Source organism: Sphingobacterium corticis (assembly GCF_042684745.1).
Taxonomy (GTDB): Bacteria; Bacteroidota; Bacteroidia; order Sphingobacteriales; family Sphingobacteriaceae; genus Sphingobacterium; species Sphingobacterium corticis.
Window position 1 is genome coordinate 1 of the sequence record NZ_JBHUMA010000003.1, and the last position, 21,335, is coordinate 21,335.

A 21,335-nucleotide genomic window follows, 5' to 3' on the forward strand; every position below is an offset into this window, starting at 1 on the left:
GCTGGTTACTATTTGTTTTGCTTCGATTGATCCCGCGACAAGAGATTTAGCAGTAATCTTTCCTTCAAAAGAAAAAGTCTGTCCAAAGAAGCTGATGCCGTCTTGCACTATAGTCAATCCGGCTCTTGTTTGTGCTTCCGTTGGACGTTTCGCTAGCTCCGCATCTACATCTTCCGGAGCAGGTGTCCAATCGGTCGCCTTATTGCCTTTTTCAACCTTGACGTTTTTAAAAGAAAATTGAGCCCATGAGAATCGAATAAAGTCAACAAAATGCCGAGATGTGGCTATGTTATAATTCGTAACATTAACGCTGTTTTCAAAGTAGACCCAAGATCCGTCTGAAGCGGTTTGAAAGGTTTTAGTTCCTTGGTCACAGATCTGAATGTCAAACCCGATTATTTGATTATTTAATGATTTTGCATAACCAGACACTGTCCACCATCCGTTACCGTCAATCACACTTTCCATTCTGATATATCCCGGAGTAGAATTTCCGGTTAAAGAAAAGCCTTTATTCGGCTTATCGATAGTAAAATCAGTGACGTTAACGATAGTTACAGTTGTTTGTGTCAGTGAAAATCGATTCCGCCCTCCTATGTCAATAGATTTAACCTTATCGTCAATTTGCTCACCAACAACTAAGTTTATTGCATTGGGAGTTATTTTGGCTTCAGCAGATTGAACTCGACCCGTAATATTATCAAGACTTTGTGATTGCAGTGTAAGAGCATTAGATAGATTGGTGATTCCAGTCTCTGTCGAACCCACGCGCTGACCTAACGTATTGAAATCGGTTTTCGTAGCTCTTTGCTCAATCTGGCCTGCCTGCTGACTAATCTCAGTTTCTGCAGCAGTAATCCTTCCAGACACTCCATTCATAGAGTTTTCCAAGCTATCAAATGCAGTCTGCGAAACTTTGGATTTAAGTTCATTGGCGGTCTGAGTAACATTACTTTCAGCGGTCGAAACTCTCTGACCTAGCGCATTGAAATCATTTTGCGCGACCTTTGATGCAATCAACCCTTGCTGCACAAAGAAATTTGTTTCTGTCTCTGTTCGAAATACGTCTAATGCATTATCCACATCTTCCGGAGCAGGCGTCCAATCCGTTGCTTTATTGCCCTTTTCGACTTTAATATTTTTAAAAACAAATTGAGCCCATGAGAATCGAATAAAGTCAACAAAATGTCGAGATGTGGCTATGTTATAATTCGTAACATTAACTTTATTTTCAAAGTAGACCCAAGATCCGTCTGAAGCGGTTTGATGAGATTTAGTTCCTTGGTCACAGATCTGAGTGTCAAACCCGATAATTTGATTATGTAATGATTTTGCATAACCAGACACTGTCCACCATCCGTTACCGTCAATCACGCTTTCCATTCGGATATAGCCCGGTGTAGAATTTCCGGTTAAAGAAAAGCCTTTATTCGGCTTATCGATAGTAAAATCAGTGACGTTAACGATAGTTATAGGTGTTTGGCTCAGTGAAAATCGATTCCGCCCTCCTATGTTGATGGAACTTACTGCATCCTGAGCAATCTGGTTAGCCGAATTAATCGCAGCATCACGTGCGCTATTGGCTTTAGCAGACGCATCACTGGCAGCCGCACTGATTGCTTCTGATTTAGCTGAGGAAACATTTCCGTCCGCTTGGGTTTTCGTGTAGACATTCGACCCGTTTTGCACTTGGAAAATACCTTTGAAATAACCGTTCTGGGTGTATTGGCCGTAGCCTGATAATGCGCCTAGATCTGCGTCTACGATACCGTCAAGTCGACCGGTACGAACACGCACACTATTTTGAGGATCAGTCCATTTTCCGAACACCGTATCGATGTATGGCGCTCCGCTGTCACTAGCTGCGATGTAAACAATTCCTTTGCGGTTGGCATCTGTGAAGTTGTCAATGCGCACTAGGTCGTCACCTTCTTCCGGGATGCTTGATCCATCAATGATGCTTATAGTGAAATCTCCACTGCCTACTGACAAAACGCGAGCGACGAAATACTTCATGCTACTACCGTTGTATACTTGAGTTTGCAAAATGTCATCAACTCTGAACGGCACGCCTATAGTACCGCCATCAGTATCGATCGTGCAGAGGTAGTTTATCCCGGATGGAGTTGCACCCGTGATCTTGATTCCGTCTGAAACAATTAAAGAACCATTAGTCGAACGAAGCTGGTTAACGATAAGTTCGTAAACATTGAAGTCTTGACGAACCGTCAGGCGGTCAAACTCCGCCATATACTTGCCGTTAGCATCCTTGCCGATTCTGTAGCCATGACCAGTAAAACCACTCGCGAAACTCGGCGAGCTAATTCCGGCAAATACTGGAGAATCATTGGCGCGAACTGGTTGATCTAGGTAGTCGGGTTGAGCATATCCATTCCAAAGATCAGCGCGGCCAGCCCAAGCCTTAGTTGCCCCCATGTATAGGTAGCTGCCATTTTTGGAAATTGTGTTAGTTGCTGCGTTTGCAACTTCCGGGATGCGCATTGTTTGTGTAGCGGCAATCTCGTTAGCGATTAATCCCTGAAATGCTACAACGTCACTCTTACGGACTGGTTGATCTAGGTAGTCAGGTTGTAGCAACCCATTCCATTTTGTCGAATTGTGAGCAAGATCAGCGGTATTCGCATGTTCTGCTTTTTTAGCATTATCCGCATTCGTAGCATGATCGGCGCGCAAAGCTGTCGCTGCGCTAGTGGCCGTATTAGCGTGGCCAGCTGTTGTTGCAAATCCAGCGCGTTCGGCGTAAGTTGCTTTGGCAGATAATCCATCTTGCGAAATACCTTTACTTATGGTATTCGCCAAACGATCGGACATGTTGCGCTCGCGAACCATCTTGTTAATGGTAATAACATTGCTTAGCGTGAAATCATACAGATACTCCTCTTGCAAATCTCGTGTATAGCTATCAATACGGATGCTTCCATTAAAACCAATATCCTCCGCTTGCAATGTGACAAGCCCACCGAGCGTTAGCACAACATTATTCTCCAAAACGAATTTAGGCGTAAGCTTACCTGTCCAATCGTACTGCTCAATCCCTTCCTCTGCAAAATATTGATCGCCCAGCTCTTTCACGCGAGCTTCTGCCTGATCCTTGTAAGAATTTGGCATATTGATGTTGAGCAATACAAAAGTATCTCCAGCTGCAGGTTTCATCTGAGCATTGGGGATGCCTTGCGGATAAGCATTGTCGTCTACAATGGCATTGAATAGAATTTGTCTATTCGCATGCGTGTATCCATCTTTAGCGATTGTGAACGTAAATCCGTTCAACACTCCAGACGTAAATGCTATTTGTGCGCTGGTTCCGTCATCAAGCAAGTGTGCATTCAAATCGAAATCTATGTCCGTTGAACGAATAACATTGATCGCGCTTGTGGCAGTAACTTTAGCATTTAGTCGCGGATAGATGTTTTCAAAAACGATAACTCCTTCGACACGATCTTGTCCGGCTTTATAAGACGGGTTAACCATAGGGTTTCCACCTGTCGGCTGAATATTCCGATGACCATAACCATTGGGAATGTTTTGCGAACCTCCCGCGACTGTCAAATGCGTTACAATAGGATCTTCGCGGCGTGCTCTAGCGAGTTCGTATAACCCCCTGCCTTTTCCATAAGCAAGTGAAAGACCTGTATTATTTTGACGGCGTGTAAGGTTGATCGTTTTTCCATCTACCCAAAATTCTAGATTCGTTTGATCGGCGATATCCTGGAGAACGGTTAATAATTTTGCAGAGGAATACATCCATTGGATTACATCCGTATCATCTACAATACCTAAACTCCATCCAGATGACGCTCGATTAGCATTCAGCACTAAAAGTCCAAGAATAGTACGTGCTTCCCCTTGAAGATAAACATCTGGTTGTGTTAGCTTATTCGCCCCATCCAATGTGTACAAAATCCACTTACCCAAATCATAGTATAATGCTTCGAACTCGATTGTGTATGTGTAGCCAATTTGGCTGTGCACTTTGGCAATATTCTCAGGACGATTGAGTTTGTACGTTTCGCCATAAACCTTAATAGTATCCCCTTTCTGGAAGGCAATAGCTGCTGGCGATTTGACGGTAACCTCCACCATATCCGCTTGCATGATCACGCGCGATTGCTTGCCCTCGGCTTTTCCGGACCAAACTATTTGAGCACCTCTTTTAATTTCGTATATCATGCTATGCTGGTATGGTAAATCTTTCTGTTGGATGATCATTGATCAACACTAAAGTGAATCGCGCGTTATTTCCAGTTCTACTGAATCCTGTCATGTTTTGGTAGGACAACTTGAATCGGCGATTGCGACCTACGAGGTCCAGAGTAAATTCTCCAGCGGTAATAAACAACGTTTGCAATGCACGCAGCTTCGTTTCGTAATCCGTAGTGCTATTTGCTAGAATGGCGCAAGGCAAATTGTACGTGATGCTTTGGAATCGCTTCGCTCCGTGGTACCTTTCTACACCATTTTCACCCGCCCAATCAATGGATAGGCCGTTATCTTTCAGTTCCGGCATCGCGTCCAGCTGGCTGTAAGTTCCTTTGAGGAAATGTAGACCAAAAGCTGCAACAGTGTCTTGGCCGTTAATTAGAAAGTTCGCCATTATAATCCTGCGCCCCTCCGTAGCATATCACCGTTAGTTACTTTCTTGTTGAGTTCGACGATGGCCGTTTCGATGCCAGTCAACTTATCCGTGTTATTGGCAGTTCGGAATGTATTGTTTTCGATGGCGTTCAATTTTGCGAGGTGATCACTGGAAATACTTATAAAGCTGCTGTGTTGAAGTTTCGTTATCTCTAAAAGTTGCAGCTGCGCAATCCGTAATCCGCCAAATTCAGCTTCTAAGCGGTTTGCTGTGTTTTCCGTTATCGAAGCAATCCCTTTGTTAAGTTCTCCAGCGCTTCCGCTTTTTTGACTATCTTTTTCAAGACCTAAACCTTCATACGCTTTTTCAAGCGCTTTGGTAAAATCCTCTGAAGAATCGCTCAATTTATTCTTCCATTTTTCGAAATCAAACCCTTCGATGCTATTGTCATTGTCTTCCATGTAATCCGCCACTTGATCGATCATGTCATTGATTATCGGTTCGATCATTTTCAGTTTCAAGCTATTCACAAGAGCATTTTTAATAAATTGGTCGAAAACCTTATCCATGCTTCCGATAGCGTCTTCTCCAGCTTCAAATGCTGACACCAAAGCGTTCGTTAGCTCATTTGCAAGATCTTTAAAGGTCGTTTGAACGAGGTTCTGGGTTATTGATCGTTCGATTTCTTTAATCTCACGCTGCTTCTCATCAATTTGATCGCGGTATTCTTTTATCTTGTTTTGGTCTGCTTTCTTTTTGCTACTTTCTGCACGGGCACTCTGTTCCAGAATTTTCTGTTGAGCTTTAAGATTTTTAATAGCTTCCTGGCTGTCTTTGTAGAAGCTCTCTCCAACGCTGTTATTTATCTGATCTTGAAGTTTTGAATACGTTTTAGAAAGGCTATCTAATCTCTTTTGGTAAAGCTCAATCTGTTTTTGAATTTTCTTGTCTTTCGTGTTAAAAAGATCAATCACTTTCGTCAAGGTCGATATCGATCCGGAAATGATTGCAATCGGATTTCCTGTAGCTATTCCGGCTGCAAGTTCTCCCATACTACCGACCAATCCACTCACTTTGCCAACAGTTTCCTGCAAACCATCGCTTGCGCCTAGTGAACCTAGAAGACCTCCAACTTCTCCAATAGCCTGACTTGCCATTTGCAAATCGCGCGATAAGGCTGTAAACATGCCGGCTTGCGCCTGTTTGGCTTCAACAGATTCCTTACCATACTTCTTAATCGCTTCTCGGTATTTATTTAACGCACCAGTAGAAGCTGACCATGATTTTTCAAGATTAATGCTTGCGCCGGCAGTGGCCACTTCATTACTTGCCCTGTCATAGTCTTGTCGCGTTAATTTGCCGGCCTTTAATTCTGCATCTAAACGAGTTTGGATGTCTTTAAGCACCTGAAGCGAAGCCTTTTTACTAAGGAACTGTAACGTGCCAAATGTTTTCTCCCAGTTGGTTTCTTTCTCTAAGTTTGCTATGGTAAGTACTGAAAATTCTTCTTTCAAGCCTTCTTCGAGTGCTTTTTTTTGCGATTCCGTAGCGGATTCTCCAAGAGCAGCATACGCATCTTGATACCTTTTTTGAGTAGCCAACAATTTTTCGTCATATCCCATTGAAAGCTGGAGGGCCTCAGTGTACTGTCGGACGGTTTCCTCTTTGACTCTATCTAGATGCGCCTTTTGCTGTTCTTCTAACTCTTTCAGATATGATTCCTCGATAGGAGATAGGCCTTGAGTAAACTTTTTGCCTTGCAAAGCATTCATTTCCTGTTGCATATTGGTGACAACATTTTTGAAAGTGCCAAATTGCTCATCAGCATATTTTTGACTAGTTTCTTTTTTCAGCTGTTCGTAACGCAAGTAGTTCTGATAATCTTCTTGGTATTGTTTAAGTTTTTTATCATTAACCTGACGCTCTTTAACTCCAGCAATAGACAGATTGATGCTTTCATCAAAGCCTACTAGAGTGATCTTTTTGCCCTTTGTAGTTTTGTTGTGTTCTTCAATTGCTTTCTTAATTTCCGCGTACTTATCTTTTACGCTTTGTACTTCTTGCTCATCGCGGGACATTTGTTTGTTCAAATAATTAGCGTCAGTTTTCGCCCATTGATCTAGCAGTTTTAAGCGATCTGCATTATCTTTTTCAATTTCTTTGGCGAGCTTTTTAGCTTCTGATTCTGACTTTTTATTCGATGCGGATATTGACTTCAAAGAAACGTCGTCAAGCATCTTTTGCCATTTCTCTACTTCTTTTTTCGCAACAGATCTGGCTTGATTGCCGATAGCGTTATCGTAATCATTGTTTGCTTCTTTGAGCTTTTCATCTATTTCAGCCTTAGAGAAAATATTCTTTGATTGTCTTTCTTGCTTTGACATTTCCTCGGTTATACCTTTGGCGTAAGTCAAAGAGGCCTGCAAAGCTTGTTGTTGTTCAACTAACGGTTTTTGCAGGAGTTGAAGGAAGTCGTCGGGTGTTTCATATTTGTACATGCTGGTATTCTTGCGCCTATCATCGTACATCTTCTTAAAAGCTGGACTATCTAGCGTAAGACCGCGAAGATTATCGTTAACACTTTTGAGTTGATCTTGCGTGTTTTTGATGAATGTTGATTTAGCATCGTTACTATAACCTTTGATAGCATCAAAACTTGTCCTGTAAGCTTCCGTCATTTGCTCCACCTTACTCGCTTCTATCGCATTAGGATCAAATATTGCTTGGAATGCTTGAGCAACAGATTTTTTTAGATGCTGCCATCCCGTAGAAAGTCGATTGGTTTTCTCGGTCAATCCATCTACGGCCCTTCCTGATTTCTCCATCTCTCGGTCGATAATATTACCGACGGACGTAGCAAAATCCCCTGTTTTAGCAATCTCATCGTTAAGCTCACTTGCTGATATGCCTAAGTTGTCAAGTATCAGCTTGGATTTTCTCCCTAAACCTGTAACGAATGAATTTACTAGATAGTCAACGCTTTGGCCTGTTTCAGTAGCACGGCGAGTAGCAAAATCTAATCCTTTAGCCAGAACATCCATAGGAATGCGGAAGTTGTCGGCATTTACCGCAAGCTTCATTAGTTCAAGGTCGGAGACAGTATTTCTTGTCGCGCGACGCAGTTTTTCTAGACCTTGTGTATCTCCAATACGAGCAAAGCGCAACTCGATACCTTCCGCTTGCTTAGCAATATCGAATAGCTCTTTTCCGAAGGAAATTAATTGCTGTGACCCAAATGCGATACCCATCGCTCCGGCGATTCCTCGGATAGAGTTGAAAACATTTCCAATTCCCTGAGATTTTGTGCCAGATAATTCATTGTTTAATTTCTGAACTTCGGCACTTAATTTCCTGTATTCTTCGCGCAGCTTGCCGCCAACATTAATATTTTCTCTTTGAGCTTGAGATAGCTGGCTATATTTCTGCTGTATTTGGGTAAGTCGAGCGGTTTTTTCTGCAAGTGACCCAATAGATTTACGTTCAGCATTCTCAAGCTGATTGATCTCATTTCGAGTTTCGGAAATACGTTTTCGAACTTCATTTTGCTGTACACCTAAGTCACGACTACCTTGTAGATATTGTTGCTGGGAGATTTCGCCGTTCTTGTAAGCCGAATCAAGTTGCTTCTGCGCACTGTTTAAATTCTGGCTTTCTTGGCGTAGCTCGGCAAGTTTAGTGTTTAAAAATTTAGCATCTGCACTAATAGTCTGAAATGCACTAGTAGCATCTTCAACCATCTCTTTGTATTCTTCTGAGATGACATCAAGAATAGTTTTTTGCTCTTGTAATTCTTTAGCTGGAACGACGTTTTTTCGAGCATTTTGATTATAATATTCCTGATTTAAAGTAACCTCTTTAATCTTGTTATTTATCGCTGCAGCACTTTTAGCATATTCCTCATTGGTAATAGAACCTTTTTTAAGATTTTTATCCAATTCCAATAACTCACGGTTTAGTTTGTCAAGGCTTTGTTGGGTAGCCTTAGCAAGAGCATCTGATACATTTAATTGCTGCCCTCCGCCACCAGCTGTATGCGCGCCTGCAAGCTCGTTTAATGTGTCCTGTCGGGTAAATTTCGGTTTGTTAGCATTTTGCGCGGCTGCCAGTTGTTGCAGATCAGCTTTATTTTGTTTGATTGTTCTGGAGAATTCCTCGCGAACTTTGTTTAATTGTGCTGTTTTCTTGATGTATTCTTCATCAGTTACCAGACCCTGACGAAGTTCTTTGTTCAACGCATTTTGCTCATTGCGGATCTTCTGCAGTTGCATTTCTCCTTGAGCAATATTTGTGTAGAAATCTTTTGACGAATTTGAAAAAGCATTGAACGCCGATGTAGCTCCAGCTAAAATCGTTTCATATTTTTCGGAAGCTTTCGATGCAACTTTGTCCACAGAATCAGTAGCAATGTTTTTGGAGCTCATTTTTTTAAGCTTTCCCAAAAATTGCTCAATACTTTGTTCTGCCTGTCTGCTGTCAAACTCGGCGGTGAATTTAAGTGGTTTACCGTTTAATTCTATCGCCATTACTTCTTGAATATTCTGATTCTAGATTTGTCATTCTGCGTTTCGACCACCGTAGATTCGTGATACACTTCAACAGTCACAAAAGCATTGTCTTTTGCTATCAACTTCACGATAGCATCGTTTGTAGCATACACCTCACAAACGTTGTAATTGTCAACCAATATGGAAACGGTGCCACCGAAGGCCAATACTAACGATGGGTTTTCAATAGTGTGATGGCCATCAACGAAAACATTGTTTTCCATCAAATGACGCTCGTTTTGTAGTAAGATGTTCATATCAGGGAATTGAAATTTCATGCAATGTTCAACCCCTTTAGGAGTTTTCATGATATTGATAAGATCATCGATGCTTTGAGCCGATTTAGCTTCATCAATACCAAAACCACATGAATAAAGTCTATTCATGTGTTTCAAAACATACTCTCTTTCCTTTTCCATGATCACTTTTTTCGTTTACCGAATCTGTTTACTAAATCCTGACCGCTTAATTCTGCTGGAGCTTCTAGTTTATTTCCATCCTTATCGAATCTAGGGATGCTCATGTTCAGCATCATCAAATTTTGATACGAGATATCCCAAAGTGTTTGTTTGTAGGTAAGTCGCCAGTATTTGATGGCATTACCTACTATTTCCCAATAATTTATTTTGTACTTACCGGGCTTTCGTTTTCGGCGGCTATTATCTCCTCCGTTTGTAGGCTCATCCCGTTCAGAGAGATGATAGAATTTAGAAAAGAATCAGTATCTAAGCTTTTCTTTACGAACCCGATCAGTTCCAAAAGTTGTTGTTGATTCAGGTTTCGTATCTCTCTGACCATCCATTTAGGCGGCTTGCTTTCGCAATTGTTTATTACGATAGCTATGGCCATTACAAGATTATCTGTGTGTTTCTTGGACATGATTAGGCCAGTACGCTCCGCCGATAGACCTTTTCCATTTTCCAAAACATCCAATTGAAGTGCGTATTTGCTATAAAGGAATCTGGCGCCAAGCGTAATAGGGGAGATGTGGACTATCTTTTTTAATGGTCGAAGCTTAAACTTGACCAACATTTTTTCAAGCCAATTTGAGACTTTCAGATGAAATGTAAACTCCATCTTATCCTCCGAAATAGCATCATTTATGCGTGAAGCGTTCATATAATTTTGATAATCGACAATGATATTTCAAAATTTAGAATAAGATTTCAGCGCACAAAAAAGGGAGGGTATTAATACCCTCCCATTATATTATGTGATTAAAAAACTTTGAATCTGTAACGCTATCTTACGCGAACAGCTCGTATGTCTGCACTAGTCTGCTCGATGTTCATTGTTAGATCGGCAGTGTCTCCGTTGATAGATTTTATCTTGTAAGTTATGAATGTCAAACCGTCAACTTTTGTAGTGATCGTGTTTCCGCTTAATGTATAAGTTCCGGATCCGTCGCCAAACATGCCACTACCAGAATATGTTCCTCCGGACTGAAATGTTATTGTAGTTCTGTCCGGGAAAACTTCTGGATTATCCGAAACCTTACGACCATCGTAATGGGTCATTTCCCATGTTCCCAATATTTGAGTGCTGTAATCTTGATTGGATTTGTCATCATCTTTTGAGCAAGATGTTAGTACAGCAATCGAAACGAAGAATAACAAAAGTCTTTTCATAATTGATTTTTTTCAAATATAGGAAAATGATATTTAGGAGTAATTACGGTTTCCCCTTAAACAAAAAAGCTTCCACCGTAGTAGAAGCTTTAAAATGGATAGGATTTTGAACTTTCAGTCGATTATGCTGTTGGCTCTTCCCAAATTACGCTACCTTCTTCGTGATCTTGAGCGGTAATTGTCAAAGTAACGGTGGCTAAAGCTGATTTTGCTAAGCTGAATGTCACATTTGCTGTTACCTTTCCGTTAGGAATGTAACCGATGAAGCCATCAAGAGTGATCAGCTTCAAAGCTTTAGACACCTCGAAATTTGCATCTTTATTCGACCACCGCTTTCCAGCGCCTGCTGCTGGAGCCGACACCGTACCACCTTTCAAGCGGTTCAAAGTATCCGCGGAAACATCATATAATTGCACCGTGAATACTGTGCTGCCCATTTGGGTTGTGATATTTCGATAGACATTGGATTTTTGTTCAATGTAAATATCCTCAGTTGTCGGCTCGGATTCGGTTAGACTAGCCGAGTCAATTTGCGCATCCTCCAACTCTACATAAGTGGCTTCAAAAGGATTTGCGCTCACGTCAGCAATACCGACGTATTTTAATCCTAAGCTTGATTTTTCTACTGCCATTGCTAAATATTTTTAATGGTTAACTTCAATCTATTATTAATAATTGTTTGCTCGTTTTCCGTGATGATATGCTGGTTTACGATCTCGATTAAAACTCCCTTTTTAAAGTCATAGTTGAACTTGAAAAGGATGTGCAGTAAAGCGGCAATTACTGAAACCCGCGCGTGATTGGGAATATCCTTCAAACGCATAACTTTGCCATCGACTGTTTGATTGTACTCCGTATTGGGAACAAACGCATTCACGTTGATGATTCCGCCCTGCAATTGATCAAAATCCGTTTCGAGCACATTGATTGTAACATCTTCCTTATCGCTGTTCGTTGGTCGCAAGTAGCGACGCACTTGACCACTTATGCCCGTTTTTAGGTTGCTAGTCCATATTAATGAAAAAACGTGATCTAATGCTTCTGTTGACGTCATACTAATTGCTGTAAAACTTTTTCTAATCGCATGGAACTACCTGATATTACCCATTTGTTGTCTTTCGCTTCCACGTACAAAGCATAATCTTCTCCTGCCACCAACATCATCCCAATTCCTTTTGGGGGTATGTTTTCCCTGCTCACGTTTTCGCCTTTTGCCATACCGTCACCACCGTTTCCGGATAGTTTAAAATTGCTGTGAACTATCAAACCATCTTTGAACACAACAGCTCCGATTGAGCTTCGCAAATTATGCGTATGGTTGATGAATTCAGCATGGCTTCTTGCGTCATTTGCTGCCTTTGTGGCTAAGTCGATCAAAACACTTACGACGTGATCATTAATCTGCGTCCGAAAGTCGTTGATGTATTCTTTGACCTCTGACATGTTGAACATCGGTTTGAATGTTACTTTAGCCATATTCTGGTTACTCGCTGTCCTCGTTCGAATTTCACGACAACGCCTTTGCCAAAAACGTCGCCCCTTAAATCGTCAAGAATCTCTACACTCGTATTGACGGGCAAGCTTTCGATTTCTATATCCGTAAACACGAGATAACTGTAATCGTAATTCACACCATCCTCAACGACTGTCCGGCCGTCAACCGTATTGCTTTCTGCTCTACAGCTTCTCTCAACCTTTTTTGTTTCTGATTCGGGAAATGTGATTTTTCCATGTTCATCGGTTACTGGTCCGGAAGCAGACGTTTTGATCTCCGCCTTGAGCGTGTGGATTCTTTTTTTGATCATCGCATGCGACTTTTGTTACTGATTTTTACGGATCCAGTTAGCGCGCTTACGATATCCTTTCTACCATACTTACGAGCAAGATAAAGAAGCCTTTCGCGCATTATTTTTGCGTCCTTTGACGTGGAGTATTGCGACTCACTTTCTGATACAACAGCAATTTGCTGAAATAACAGGTCGATGGTGCTACGCTCAACAGCGGCGCGTGATGAAGCATCGTATTTGCCCGATCCGTCAAGACTGGAGTTCAACAATGCCAAGTCAATCGCGCGACCATCTACATCAATTCCCAAAAACTGCTGAAAGGCTTCTTTGATCGTCATTCCTTACGCTCCTTTAGTGTTTAGAATGAAAATGTTTTTAGCCTGAGTAAGACCAGGGAAAGCATTGTAAACAGCTTCAGTGATCTCTGCTAATGGTTTTTGCTCTCTCCAGCGAGACAACAACACGTTTTCTGATGTTAGGTATGTAACATTCGGAATTTGAGTGATTTGCTCGTCTGCCAAAGCGTTGTGAATTACTCCCAAATCGCCAGCCGGAATGAATACCGCGTTATCGACGTTAATCGAAGTCGTCACCTGTTTTTTGCCATCCACCTGAACGTACGCTAAGTCGGAGATGATCTCGAATACTGGGAAACGGTTTGCAGTCAACACGGCGTTGATGTTCTCTAATGTGAACGCATAACGAGCATTTGATCCCGGATTGAAAAATCCTTTCAAAAGGTTTTGCAACGATTTGTTATTGATGATTTTGAACCACTTGGATTCGCTAATCAACACACGCTCAAATCCAACACCAGTAATTAAGCTTTTCAAACGTACGGTTTCGAAATCTTTGACGATATCCGAATCAACGTTATCCCAGTCAGCAGACGCATTTAATCTGTTAGCATCTGTAATCAATGGAACATCGAAAACCACACCATTAGGGTTGTTGTCTAAGGTAATGGAGATTGTGCCATTGAACACGGCTTGTTTTACCATTGCATCCAAACGGCGTAATACAGCATTCCGAGAGTAAACATAATCGTCTACTTCGCGAGCCATCACCTGACGCAAACGTTCCGGCAAACCTAAAGCATTCGATCCCAAGATGATTTCGAGGTTTCGAAGCTCTTGTGCGTTGAATTTTCGACGAACAAAGATAGGAGGGACTTCACCCTTCAATTTGTCAATCCCTTGACGTGAGTGCAATGGATATTCGCTATCTCTTGAACCTACTGTCGCCATTGCTTCCAATGTTTCATTGCTCAAGATAGTTTCGTATTCTAGCGACACCGTTGGGTCTAACGTACGAAAAAAGCGAGGGAAAAACAGTGGAGCAAATCGCGCTTCAGCTGCTTCTAACATTACATCTGGCGTGATTCCCTCATTAGCCAGAAAAGTTAATAATTCTGATCTTTGAAATTCCATTTGCCAGATTATTTAGTTTGTGAAAAAATTACGTTCGGCAAGTTGGCTTTCGTCTGCGCTGAGATGTAACCAATTCGACGTGCGTACACCAATCCTCCGACTACTGCATCTACCGAATGCGTGTTGCCCGGTACGACTTTAACAGGATTGTAAAGCAATGCATTGCCATTTCCGGTACCGATAGCGGTATTTGTCGCTACGGCTGCTCCGTATGCAGCAGCCAAAGTGATTTTGTCAAACGACGCGTCCGACTTGTCAATTTCTGCAATGGTTTTGCCGTTCAATTGATCGCCAACAACTAACGAATGACCTTTTGCCACTTCAATCTCCGTATTGGCAGTCGCAATCGCTTTGGTGGTTGTAGCAGTCTTAACTGCTACGGCCGTGCGATTGACCTCGTCGACCAAGATTGCGGTACCGGCACCGATCACAGCTCCGGCTGCATATCCTGAAACATTCAGCACAAAACCGCCTGTCAGCATCTGCAAAGACTTATCGTGCTGAAACACTGGAATACCAGCGTTATAAGAACTTCTTTGAATGTTCATGTTTGTAATGTGAATTTTGAAAATTACGCCTTACTCTTAGCGTGGCGTTCCTGCGCTTTTTTGAAGCTTTCTACTGCTTCTTTGCCTTTAGCAGATAATGCTTTTGGCTTTTTGTCATCAGCATCGCCACGATCGCCCGAATTTGGTTTGCCGGTTGATTTATCATTAGCAGATTGCTTGATAAATGAGGTGTTGAAGTTTTTCAACTCCTCGATCGCTCCGTCAAAGTCCTCTTCTTTGGATGGCTGCCACTTTTGGATAAGTGTTTCGTTTACGATGCCGTTAGCTTCTGCAAGTTTCTCCCATTTCTGTTTCAAAGAAAGGGTGTCGTTGTGTGCTAGAAGCTTATCGAATTTGTCAGACAACTCCTTGAATTTCTCCTCGTAACTTTTCGGTTCGGGATTAGCCGGATTTGCTGGGTTGGGATTTGGATCTGGGTTTGCTGGGGTAGGGTTCTTCTTTTTGTACTCGTTAATGTATCGGGTGTTTTCCGATTGCATTAGATTGAAGTAGGGAGAAGCACCATTGATTGCAGCGGTAATGTCCTCGTCCGTGCTTTCTTCTGTCAGTCCTGTTGCTAGGTTTGTTGCCAACCCTTCGACTGTTTTTTCTCCAAACCCTTTGCTTGCAACCAAAGGTTTCAGAGCTGTTAAAACTCGTTCCTGAATATTCATTTGTGCGCTTAAATTTTTAAACGCTAAAATATTCTAAAGCTTATACGTGTTTGGTATAATTGGGAAGGTTATATCTGCACGTTTTGGAATGTGCTTAAATTAAAGTTGAACACCCTTTATATATTGGGTGTTCAACTCTGTATACATTTCAATGGAATAAACCGTCTAGTTCGTCCAAAGTTAACCCATTAACATTTGGATACTGGATAAAGGATACTAGGTCTTCATCTTTAAGTTCTGTTATTTTATCAAAAACTAACTTTACTGTTTCCTGAACATAAAATATCTCTCCGTTAACCATCGTAATTATGCTGCCTATCCCCTGATTGCTTTTGTTTTCCTGAATACTTAATATATGATCGGCATTGTACGCATTTATGAATCTATCATTCATGTCATCATTAAGCTCCTTCTCTGTAATAATTGAAAAACCTCTTTTCATAATTTTTTATGTTTTTATAAATCTAACGATTACTTGCTGTATTGTATAGCACAAAAGTATTTATGGGTTGTGATATGATAAAACGTTAGGGGTTGACAAGTGGGGTGTTGTCAACTGTTTGGAGATAGGTGGAAATAAAAAAAGCCTTCTGGCGGGAAGGCTTGTAAATGGTTATTGTTTACTGAGTGATTTGAGGTATCTCTGCGCATAGTGTTTTATTTAATACTCGATTTCTCATTTTCATCTTATTTTTGAAGTGACGAGAAATATTTTGAGTTATCTCGTCATAGTTATCAATACCATCTTCTTTCTTGTAGTAAAAAATCTTTATACCTACGCAGTTGTCGTTCTCGAAAATCATATTTAATAATGTTCTATCAGATAGTCCACAAGAATGTCCCCAGATGTAAACTACAAAAGGATCGCTATCTATCGTTCTTTTTAGATCAGAATAATGGTGCGATTTAAAATAGCCAAAAGACTTGATATTGGTCATGTATTCATTAATATTAGTTTTCTCAATATCCTGATACACGTCGTCGATTTCATCCCCATATCCAAATATTATCGGGAAGTCATCGTTAGATAGAACTCCATGAATAGGAATGATTTTAGACTCGGTTTCGTTTGGGTAACATTGTGAAACAATCGAAGTATAATTGAAGTCCAAAAATATAATTTTTTCGAATTTCAAATATTCCTTTTCAAAATAGCTGGCTGCAACGAAGTCCCTCTCCAAAATTTGAGAACTATAAATTTTCTCCTCCGTAATTTTTTCAAATTCCTTATTTATCTTCGCCCCTTCGGTTTCTTTCTTTAAATGCTCAAGTAATACTACTTTCAAAACCTCAAGTTCATGATTAAGAATCCTTAATTTTTCAACAGCCGATCGATCAGAAATATTTTGCGCCAAAATCACTTTGAGTTCATTGTAAAATATTTTCTCTATATCTACCCAAAGTAATGTTGGTCCTGCTTCAATTAACTTTGTAACTATTTTTGATTGAGTTGCTATCTTAAAATTAACAAAGTGCGTTATCATGCTTCTACTTTGATGTCCGACCCCTAAAGTAACTCCGGAATTAAATGAGGTGGGGGCTTTCATAAAGATATTGTATACATCTTCCGGTGTTCTATAGACATCCACACCATTGCCGTAAGAACTGTAGGATCGCGACACTTGTATCTTAAAAATTCTCTGATCATCATTACGATCTTCTGATAAAGCATCCTCAATATTTTGCATGAGATATGACTTTAAAAACTGTCCATAGCTAGTTTTTAGTCCGTGAGCGAGATCAAAACCATTCCCAATAATAATTAGTTTATTCATGATCTAATCTACGCCATTTCTCCATAATAAAAAATAGGGTTTCCCGTATCGGGGATAAAAGATTGCATTGTATATTTATAATCAAATACTGATTAATACTGCGATATGTCATTTTGCGAACGAATACTTAATAAGGATATCAGAGAGCTGAAGTTTGATGATATTGAAAATTATTTTATGGAGCCACGGGAAGAAACTGAATATTTGGAATTCAAAAGTGGTGACGGAGATTTTGATGAGAGCTTTGTAAAAAACATTATTCGCACAACTGCTGCATTCTTGAACTCCTCAGGCGGACTATTGATATGGGGTGCTCCGCGAGAAACGTCTCGAGAAAAAGGTAAACCAAAAATTACTCAGGGAGATTTAGTGCCCCTGAAAATATCCAAAAGCAAGGATGATTTGATAAATAAACTTTGTACATCAATTTCTTATATGCCTATAGGTATAAAGGTCGAAAAACTTCAGAAAGATGATCAATACATTTATATATTCGAAGTTCTGGAAAGCCTAACAAAGCCACATCAATGCACTAGTAATTCAATGTATTATATCAGGCTAGATGGTCAGACCAAACCTGCACCTCACTACATAATTGAAGCTTTATTTAGACAAACAAAATTTAGTGAATTAAGGGGTAGTTTGAAGATTGTAGATATGGCATTTGAAGATGATAGGCTTAAAGTAACGGTGCTTATTCAAATAGATAATTTATCAAGATATGCAATTGAGCCTTTACTAACAATGTCAGTAGATACTGAAAGAGGAGTGTTTGTGAATGATGAAACCTACTTCAATAATTTTGGGCAAACTCCAGTACATTTTGGTATGAAGAGGTCAGCAGAAATTGATATTTATTTTAATAAAAATGATATTAATGAAAAAGATGAGCCGTTTTTTATTCGCCTTTACTTCGCGGGAAATAATTCTTTGGGTCGATTGTCGAAATATATGATAGATCTTAGCCATTTTAAAAATTCAACTGAATACGGTGATACAGATTATGAGAACATTAAGACTGTTGTGCACAGCGAAGAGAACATTCCCTTAACAGAAATCTCTTAGTGATTCGAATAGTGGAATTTTTCAAGCTTTTAAAGCTTGAAATCAATCATGATTAAACTCCATAACTAATCAAAAAAAATGCATAATATTTTATTTTAGACTTGATTTTTTTAAAAAATAATATATATTAGTTATATACGACCTACACAATGAGGGGTGTAGGTACCCTCCTTGATATTATGACTAGGGCTCAAGCGGCTTAGAATTACGACTGAAACTCCTACTAAGCTGTGAAAAATCGGGACTGGAATTAGATCTATAATTCCAATCTGGAGACAATTATAAATTTTATAAAAATGGAAATATTAATACTAAGTATAATGGTATTACTATCTGTTAAAATTTGCGTGAAAATTAATATCCGCGTTAAAATTTGGTAGTCACGATAGCTGGGGTCAAATATCCCCAGCTATTTTATTACCCACCCATACTTCCTAGCTATCCTACGGATCACCCACTTGCGGTAGCTCGAAGATTTTGGATAAATATCTAATAGAATATCTTTCCATGTTGTATGATTTTCGCCTTCAAAGTGTTTGGTGAAATAAAAACGGCATAGCGTGATCAATTCTAGTCTTTCTAATATAGGATTTATAGCTCTTTCAAATAAAGCCAAACCGATTCCGTATGGTATTCCAAAAAGGAAATACAGTAATAGTTGCTTCCAGTTATCGGAAACTCTGCCAGCAATAAATGCATTTATGATAAAGTAAATGTAGATAGCGTGGATCATAGCATATCCTCCATCCATCCACCGAACTTTTCAACGAACGGAGTTTGCTCTAATTGCCCATTTTCTTTAACAAATGTTGGTCTATGACCATCCGCATACGAAATGTGAGCATAAATAGCTTTTGCTCCATATTCGTAAAGCGTCTCGTATCCGAAAAACTTACATATCCTTTCTGCTTGCTGATGAATGTCTGATTTCTTTAAACCTTTAAAGAATCCTACTTTCCGTAAGGTATAGAAATCGAAATGATCATCTAAGAATTCTTTCAATATGCGATCATCTTCACTAAGTTTCTTATTCATTGTTCTCCTCCCTTAATTCAAACCAAAATCTAATCTCCAGACCAAAAAAAGATACCATGTAGCAGTAGGAGTCGTAACCAGACCACCATTTGTAAACGCCAAATATTAGCCAGTTGGAATGTCGGGCGTATTTAGGTTGTCGCCATCTGTTAAGTGTAAAAAAACGTTTGAATTTGAATCTGTTCTTTCTCATAACTCCACCTCCAATTCTTTACCAGTAAGCGCGAAGTATAGGTTTTGGAGTTGATGGAGCATAACTATACGATGTATTGTTACGTGATCGTATAGTCTTGGATATAGTTTATAATCTATTTGATAATCAAATCGAATGCACCCAAGTTTAAAGCCATAAGATGATTGTTCAAAACCACACCTCAAAAGTATTTCTTCTGTTAGGGGTATGGGATTTATATTGCTCATGAATTCAGCAGAAAGCTTAAAATATTTATCTATGTACCAAATTCCAACATTTGCAATGGTGTCTACCTGAATATTATTTCCATTAATATTTACCCAATTCCCAATCCTTAATTCGTTTGCTACCACCATACAATACCTCCGTAAACTGCCCAGATAATTATTAGAAATAACAATGTTAGGAATGCCGTAAGTATTCCCCAATCTCCGTTGTCGTCAAACTGTCTTATGATCCAAAAGATGAACAGGATCGTTATCACTATCATCAATATCAGGTGCCATGTTAAGTGTATTGTCATCCTTATTCCTCCGTTAAAATGAAAACGCTGTCTCTACTCAATTCTTTGCCGTCCGGATCTTCCGAAAACGGTATCTCTTTGACTAATGCCGAATTGACTAATCCGTATCTAAACTCAGTAGATCTTTCATCGACGAAAACCTCCATGTGATCGGGCAGATTCTCAATTGCTTTTTTAAGTTCTTTGATGGTCATATACAATGTGCTTTTCTAAATTTATTTGTCGCTCGTACATCGATCAGGTTATCAATGCTCATATTTCGCTTGTCTCCATCCTTGAAATCAACCATGCCGTTCGGCTTGCCGCGGAAAGTGGTGTAGACCAAGATGTGAACATGGTGCCGCGACTGAACTCCGTTCACTGATAACGATACAACTTGCGAGGTGTATCCGTTAGCAGATATTGTGATCGTCGGTCGCTTTACTTTCCCTCTCCGGATGCCAAGGATCTTGCCTTTGCTGGATATCCGGTATAAGCCTTCGTAGTTGGGTATGTCTTTCCAGATCTCCCTCATTACAACAGACAGGCTCCTTCTATCGCTTTATATATCGCTTCTTTGATGTCTCTGCAATCTTCCCAAGTTTGACAGTCACATATCCCGTTTTCCCAGTTCCAAATTTCCATCCAGTACCGCGTCAAGCATGGATCAGCAGATTTTCCGTAGCCATGATCAGACGAAACATAGATATGCAAACCTTTGTATTTAGCTTCGAAATGATCAGGCGTATTAACCTCGATCATCCTGTTCTGAATTATCCTATTCCCTATTTTCATAGCACAAAGTTTAATTGGTAGGAATCCATTTGATTTCACTATTGATCAAACTCTCCATGCTGACCGCCATGATACTAGCAATACGAGAGAAGTCGTCAACCCTCGGAAGCGCACGGCATTCTTCGTAAGCTCCGAGCGATGATCTTTTGATCCCGAACATTTCAGCTAACTGCTGCTGGCTGTAGCCTTTGATAGCTCGATATGCTTTCAAGTTAGCGGCGAATGTTGTTTTGATTGATTGCTTATCCAAGTTTTGACCGAAATAACTTAATGATATCCTCCAGATTTCCCTTCAAAGCCTCAACACCCTCGATATTGTTGAACATTAGAACCATTTCAGGTTCAAATTCATCGGAATTGTAATCTTTACGATCGTGCGAAACATAGTCTGGATGACCCTCCGGAACTAGCTGATTAGCGACACCTGATTGCGTAGCTGTCTTTATTAAAACACACAGAGTTCCGTCATCACCATCAATTGGAGTTGTGTGGTTTAAGATCACTGAACCTTTACCAAACTCAGCCAAGCAAACGTTTTCAACTTTACCGAATCTTACGTTCTTGTGTACCATATTTGTTTTGTTATTGAATTTATAATTGTTTGTTCATACTCCTTTAGTTTTTCCCCTTTGTAAAAACCGCGAGAAACGGGGAGAATCTCGCGGTAACACTAACCAATTTAACTAACCTAAAATATGAGTGACAGGAGGGTGGATCGAACACCCATTATTTGTACTAGGATATATCAACCTAGGCCGTCAT

The 21,335-nt window shown here is 40.2% G+C and carries 23 protein-coding genes; 1 reads left to right on the plus strand and 22 read right to left on the minus strand.

Annotated elements, in window-relative coordinates; translation table 11 throughout:
* The 16 genes from ACFSQ3_RS00030 to ACFSQ3_RS00105 form a co-directional block, all read right to left on the minus strand.
* A partial coding sequence (locus ACFSQ3_RS00030; RefSeq protein ID WP_380866401.1) for a hypothetical protein occupies positions 1 to 4,191 on the minus strand: 4,191 nt, incomplete at its 3' end.
* 1 nt (position 4,192) lies between these two features.
* Positions 4,193 to 4,615 (minus strand): hypothetical protein, encoded by a 423-nt coding sequence (locus tag ACFSQ3_RS00035; protein ID WP_380866403.1) that lies wholly within the window; start codon positions 4,613 to 4,615, stop codon positions 4,193 to 4,195.
* Entirely contained in the window at positions 4,615 to 9,120 is a 4,506-nt protein-coding gene (locus ACFSQ3_RS00040; protein ID WP_380866405.1) for a hypothetical protein, read from the minus strand. Before ACFSQ3_RS00040 ends, ACFSQ3_RS00035 begins: the two co-directional genes overlap by 1 nt.
* A complete protein-coding gene (locus ACFSQ3_RS00045; RefSeq protein WP_380866407.1) occupies positions 9,120 to 9,527 on the minus strand; it encodes a hypothetical protein in 408 nt (135 codons plus the stop codon). Before ACFSQ3_RS00045 ends, ACFSQ3_RS00040 begins: the two co-directional genes overlap by 1 nt.
* A gap of 235 nt (positions 9,528 to 9,762) precedes the next feature.
* Entirely contained in the window at positions 9,763 to 10,260 is a 498-nt protein-coding gene (locus tag ACFSQ3_RS00050) for a hypothetical protein (protein WP_380866408.1), read from the minus strand.
* 122 nt (positions 10,261 to 10,382) lie between these two features.
* Complete coding sequence (locus ACFSQ3_RS00055; protein WP_380866410.1) at positions 10,383 to 10,769, minus strand: META domain-containing protein; 387 nt, start codon at positions 10,767 to 10,769, stop codon at positions 10,383 to 10,385.
* A gap of 122 nt (positions 10,770 to 10,891) precedes the next feature.
* Positions 10,892 to 11,401, minus strand: a complete 510-nt coding sequence (locus ACFSQ3_RS00060; RefSeq protein WP_380866412.1) for a hypothetical protein — start codon at positions 11,399 to 11,401, stop codon at positions 10,892 to 10,894.
* 2 nt (positions 11,402 to 11,403) lie between these two features.
* A complete protein-coding gene (locus tag ACFSQ3_RS00065) occupies positions 11,404 to 11,823 on the minus strand; it encodes a hypothetical protein (protein WP_380866414.1) in 420 nt (139 codons plus the stop codon).
* Positions 11,820 to 12,245 carry a hypothetical protein gene (locus tag ACFSQ3_RS00070; RefSeq protein WP_380866415.1) on the minus strand — a complete coding sequence of 142 codons (426 nt, stop codon included), beginning with the start codon at positions 12,243 to 12,245 and terminating at the stop codon, positions 11,820 to 11,822. The genes ACFSQ3_RS00065 and ACFSQ3_RS00070 overlap by 4 nt, the downstream gene beginning before the upstream one ends.
* Complete coding sequence (locus ACFSQ3_RS00075; RefSeq protein WP_380866417.1) at positions 12,233 to 12,574, minus strand: hypothetical protein; 342 nt, start codon at positions 12,572 to 12,574, stop codon at positions 12,233 to 12,235. Before ACFSQ3_RS00075 ends, ACFSQ3_RS00070 begins: the two co-directional genes overlap by 13 nt.
* Positions 12,571 to 12,894: a DUF6706 family protein gene (locus ACFSQ3_RS00080; RefSeq protein ID WP_380866419.1), complete on the minus strand. Its 324-nt coding sequence runs from the start codon at positions 12,892 to 12,894 to the stop codon at positions 12,571 to 12,573. Before ACFSQ3_RS00080 ends, ACFSQ3_RS00075 begins: the two co-directional genes overlap by 4 nt.
* A 3-nt stretch (positions 12,895 to 12,897) precedes the next feature.
* Complete coding sequence (locus ACFSQ3_RS00085; protein WP_380866420.1) at positions 12,898 to 13,986, minus strand: major capsid protein; 1,089 nt, start codon at positions 13,984 to 13,986, stop codon at positions 12,898 to 12,900.
* Positions 13,987 to 13,994: 8 nt separating this feature from the next.
* A complete protein-coding gene (locus ACFSQ3_RS00090; RefSeq protein WP_380866422.1) occupies positions 13,995 to 14,534 on the minus strand; it encodes a hypothetical protein in 540 nt (179 codons plus the stop codon).
* 23 nt (positions 14,535 to 14,557) lie between these two features.
* On the minus strand, positions 14,558 to 15,208 hold the full coding sequence (locus ACFSQ3_RS00095) for a hypothetical protein (RefSeq protein ID WP_380866424.1): 651 nt from the start codon (positions 15,206 to 15,208) through the stop codon (positions 14,558 to 14,560).
* Between the two features lie 148 nt (positions 15,209 to 15,356).
* A complete protein-coding gene (locus ACFSQ3_RS00100; RefSeq protein WP_380866425.1) occupies positions 15,357 to 15,650 on the minus strand; it encodes a hypothetical protein in 294 nt (97 codons plus the stop codon).
* A 178-nt stretch (positions 15,651 to 15,828) separates the two neighbouring features.
* Positions 15,829 to 16,983, minus strand: coding sequence for an AbiH family protein (locus ACFSQ3_RS00105; protein ID WP_380866427.1), 1,155 nt, complete (start codon positions 16,981 to 16,983; stop codon positions 15,829 to 15,831).
* Positions 16,984 to 17,088: 105 nt separating this feature from the next.
* Between ACFSQ3_RS00105 and ACFSQ3_RS00110 the strand changes: the two genes are divergently transcribed.
* Positions 17,089 to 18,048, plus strand: coding sequence for an AlbA family DNA-binding domain-containing protein (locus tag ACFSQ3_RS00110; protein ID WP_380866429.1), 960 nt, complete (start codon positions 17,089 to 17,091; stop codon positions 18,046 to 18,048).
* A gap of 729 nt (positions 18,049 to 18,777) precedes the next feature.
* On the opposite strand, the gene ACFSQ3_RS00115 is transcribed toward ACFSQ3_RS00110, so the two are convergent.
* The 6 genes from ACFSQ3_RS00115 to ACFSQ3_RS00140 form a co-directional block, all read right to left on the minus strand.
* Complete coding sequence (locus ACFSQ3_RS00115; protein ID WP_380866430.1) at positions 18,778 to 19,083, minus strand: hypothetical protein; 306 nt, start codon at positions 19,081 to 19,083, stop codon at positions 18,778 to 18,780.
* 718 nt (positions 19,084 to 19,801) lie between these two features.
* Positions 19,802 to 19,993, minus strand: a complete 192-nt coding sequence (locus tag ACFSQ3_RS00120) for a hypothetical protein (RefSeq protein ID WP_380866432.1) — start codon at positions 19,991 to 19,993, stop codon at positions 19,802 to 19,804.
* A complete protein-coding gene (locus ACFSQ3_RS00125) occupies positions 19,990 to 20,313 on the minus strand; it encodes an NUMOD4 domain-containing protein (RefSeq protein WP_380866433.1) in 324 nt (107 codons plus the stop codon). Before ACFSQ3_RS00125 ends, ACFSQ3_RS00120 begins: the two co-directional genes overlap by 4 nt.
* Positions 20,313 to 20,573: a hypothetical protein gene (locus ACFSQ3_RS00130; RefSeq protein ID WP_380866434.1), complete on the minus strand. Its 261-nt coding sequence runs from the start codon at positions 20,571 to 20,573 to the stop codon at positions 20,313 to 20,315. The genes ACFSQ3_RS00125 and ACFSQ3_RS00130 overlap by 1 nt, the downstream gene beginning before the upstream one ends.
* A 10-nt stretch (positions 20,574 to 20,583) precedes the next feature.
* Positions 20,584 to 20,823 (minus strand): helix-turn-helix transcriptional regulator, encoded by a 240-nt coding sequence (locus ACFSQ3_RS00135; protein WP_380866436.1) that lies wholly within the window; start codon positions 20,821 to 20,823, stop codon positions 20,584 to 20,586.
* Complete coding sequence (locus tag ACFSQ3_RS00140) at positions 20,816 to 21,145, minus strand: hypothetical protein (RefSeq protein WP_380866437.1); 330 nt, start codon at positions 21,143 to 21,145, stop codon at positions 20,816 to 20,818. Before ACFSQ3_RS00140 ends, ACFSQ3_RS00135 begins: the two co-directional genes overlap by 8 nt.
* Positions 21,146 to 21,335: the final 190 nt, after the last annotated feature.